General features: G+C 33.9%; 3 protein-coding genes. 1 reads left to right on the top strand and 2 read right to left on the bottom strand.

Annotated elements, in window-relative coordinates; all coding sequences use genetic code 11:
• Positions 1–579 precede the first annotated feature (579 nt).
• A complete protein-coding gene (locus C0512_RS14765) occupies positions 580–999 on the bottom strand; it encodes a hypothetical protein (protein WP_290862925.1) in 420 nt (139 codons plus the stop codon).
• Between the two features lie 139 nt (positions 1,000–1,138).
• A complete protein-coding gene (locus C0512_RS16035; RefSeq protein ID WP_367161154.1) occupies positions 1,139–1,258 on the bottom strand; it encodes a topoisomerase DNA-binding C4 zinc finger domain-containing protein in 120 nt (39 codons plus the stop codon).
• Between the two features lie 110 nt (positions 1,259–1,368).
• Here C0512_RS16035 and C0512_RS14760 point away from each other — a divergent pair.
• The coding region (locus tag C0512_RS14760; RefSeq protein ID WP_290862924.1) for an AAA domain-containing protein at positions 1,369–3,610 on the top strand (2,242 nt) is incomplete at its 3' end.

Below are 3,610 nucleotides of genomic sequence, written 5' to 3'. Positions count from 1 at the left end.
TCCTTATTCCGTCACTTCGAGTGATTTATAAGTATAAAAACGTTAGTTTTTGTAGTTATAAATTGTATCGACTCGAGCATAGCGAACTGAGCGTAAGCTAGAAGCCCTATCACTACAACGGTTCTCGATACGCTCTGCGAGCTACTCGAACTGACGGGTGTAGTAGTCATTTAGAACCCTATTTTAAATAGGGTAGCGAGGAATATAATTAAACTTCCATAATGCTATGATGGGTGCAAGTTGTGGCCAAAAAATATTTTTTGAAAAAAATGCCACTCTTTTGTGGCCAAAAAAAGCATTTAGAAAAAATTGGCCACAAAACTGTGGCAAAATTTTCTTTTTGATAAAGTTGGCCACAAAAAAAGATTAAGAAAACGGAAAGCGCTATAAGTGATTGATCAGGACTAAATCGGCATGAGGCAGCTCGATTATGGCAAGTCTCGCAGGTTCCCGCGGGATTATCAACCACCAAGTTTTAAAACTAGTACAGTATTACTATTTTTTTTTAGTGCACGCGAAAGGATTGATGCTGTCGAATTGTATTTCGCGCGGCAGCGGAAGGGATTAATCATTTTATTTCTAAAACAACTCAGACCATTTTTGCATGGTTTTTTCAGTTCCACTTGCTGTAGTAGTTTCTATTTGAATCCCTGTTTTACTCATAAAACAATTCACCACAATATCCGCTGTTCCTGTAATTTCGTCTAAATCTTCCGTTTTGGCATTCTCATCCAAAGCTGTAAACTGACTTAATATTGCTTCGACAATATTTGCTGTAGCATACACAAAATTGTCACGGCTAATGAATCCTGTGTTGGCAGCTTCGGCGTGAATCTTAACCTGAATGTTTTTCCCTTTAGTGGTGACCAATGTTAAATCGTCAATTGTAAATTTACCTGCCTGTATCTTAACAATATCTGTTTTTAATTTTTGTTCTACATTTTGTGCGTTGCAAAAAGCTGAAAAGGTTAAAACAACCAATAGTATAATTTTTTTCATAAATAATGATGTGAATAATTTAGCTGTAAAAATACACCTAATAGCATAAAAAAAACATTACCAATTAAATTTTCTGAACGATATATGATGTTTTTGATAGTCAAAAGGTGATTTGTATAAAACTTGGGGACGTTCAATATCACTGCAATTGTATCGTATGGGTACATTTCGGGTAATGGGTGCAACCTAAAAAAGTGCTTAATTTCCCCTTTCTCAATATCAAATCGCTTCCACATTGCGGACATTTATTCTCTCGAATGGCGTTTTCTCTCTTTTCGTTTTTTTGTTTGATTAATAGCCAAACTTACTATATTTGGTAGTACTTATTAATTTGTCTCTATATCTAAAAGGTATAGCAAACGCATTGACATGAACCACAAGAATATCATAGTTGCCATTGGAGAAGCTGTAAGAGGCGGAAAATACCTTAGCATAACCTATAAGAATAGAAAAGAAAAGGTAAACCATTTTTGGATTTCAATTTTAGATATAACCGGCGATGGTAAGATAATGGTCGACATGTTCAATGTTATGAAGGACGAGCCATTATTTAAAAAAACTATATCAATTTCCGGTATTCAATCTGCTGAAATACTCAAGTTTTCCCATTACGATGTGCCACCCAAGTTAATCCAAAAATTAGAAGAAGATGAAAGTTTAGAAGTTTATGAGTTTGATAGGTATAACAATAACATATTGAATTATTATTTAGAATGTCATAAAGCCAATAACGATCCTTTTCTACATAAAACACATTTAATATCCGAGATTGATTTACAGGAGCTGCAGGAACAAAGCCCTTACCAATTATCTAATGAGCAACAAAAACAAATCATCAAAGAAATATACCATAACGATTACAAAAAATATTATGATTATAAACTGGCGCTTTGCGAATTTTCTATTGACATAGACTCCAGAGGCAAGTTTGTTGTGGCTTATCGAGAATTGACATATGACCCGGTTAAGAAAACCATACAAATTGGCAATGCTACACAATTCAACCCTAATTTTTACATTAAAGATGTCAAACATTCCCTGTCTTATTATACCGATTTCAGTCCTTCGGATTTTGAAGAGGAATATATAAAAGACAAGACCGAGCTTATCAATCTATTGTCTGATAATTTCAAATTGGGTGAACAACCCAATACCAGACCCGAAATAGTAGTTTTAGGCTATTCTAAAATTGATTTAGCTCCCGTTTTTGACGGCATAAATACCGAACACGAAAACCAAGAAATGCAAATTCCCTTAAAAGCATTTTTTAAAAATTCGTCACTGTTAGACCGAAAAAACAGAACAGAGCCTCATATTGTTCTGTATGACAATAATGTGAATATAGATCAGCTGCGAACTATTTATAATTCTTTGAAATATCCCGTAACCTATGTACAAGGTCCACCGGGCACCGGAAAAACACAAACTATTTTAAATATTGTTGTCAATTGTTTGACCAATAATAAAACCGTGCTCATCTCTTCCAATAACAATATTCCTATTGATGGGATTAAGGAAAAATTGAATTTAGGAAAATACAATAATAAAGAGATTTTAGTGCCTTTTATTCGCTTAGGAAACAGGCAATGTACCTTAGAAGCCTTACAGACCATCAAAAAGTTATATGAATACGAAACCAATGATGTCCCAAAGGAAAACCTCTTGCACAGCCTAAAGGAAAACTCCCGAGAGAAAAATAAACAATTGCTACTTAAATTACAGCATTACGAAGAACGGGCCGATTTAGAACAAAATTTAGGGTTTATTGACGGATTGCTTTCCAAAGGTAAGTATTGGTTATTGGAGCAGGAGAGAGAGAAATTAGTAAACAAGATCAATTCTATTCCTATAACTACTGATGAAGATGTAAAAGGTATCTTTGAAATTATAAAAGACAATTATAAATTACTACAGTTTTTTTATTTCGAATCCTTAAAGTATATCAAGAGATTAAAAGGTAAAGAGTACGCCGAACTAATAGCAATTCTGGACATTATTGATGAGAATGAGCAAGTAAAAGAATTTAACACTTGGTTGAGTAATGATAAAAACTTAGAAAAGTTTACCAAAGTATTTCCCATTATACTCACTACCAATATTTCTTGCAGACGGTTGGGGCAACGCTTCAAGTTTGATTTGTTAGCCATAGATGAAGCCGGACAATGCGAAATTCCAACCAGTTTAATTCCCATCTCCAAATGCAAAAACATGGTCTTGATTGGCGATACCAACCAATTAAAGCCCATCATTGTTTTTGATAAAGAGAAGAACATAAAACTAATGAACCAATTTCAAATTAGTGAAGAATATGATTATTATAACAACTCCATACTTTCTGCCTATAAAAAAATAGATACCATTTCAAGAGAAATACTGTTGAGTTACCATTACCGTTGCGGGAAGAAAATTATTGATTATTCCAACAAACGTTTTTACGATAAACGATTAAACCTAAAAGCAGTGGGAACGGATGGTACCGTAAAGTTACTCTCAGTAACCAATGCCAATCAAAAAAATAAGAATGGACAACTAGAGGAGGCGATGGCTATTGTAGAGTACATTAAAGAGAATAACTTATCCGATGTTTTTATTTTAACTCCCTTCAGGAATC

This window comes from Flavobacterium sp. (assembly GCF_013822155.1).
Lineage (GTDB): Bacteria > Bacteroidota > Bacteroidia > Flavobacteriales > Flavobacteriaceae > Flavobacterium.
The sequence above is the reverse complement of the archived record's forward strand: the minus strand, read 5'-3'. Positions and strand labels throughout refer to the sequence as shown.

What these genes read in the sequence shown, in the direction of transcription:
- C0512_RS14765 (WP_290862925.1), bottom strand. Translation starts at nt 999, where the DNA reads ATGAAAAAAATTATACTATTGGTTGTTTTAACCTTTTCAGCTTTTTGC.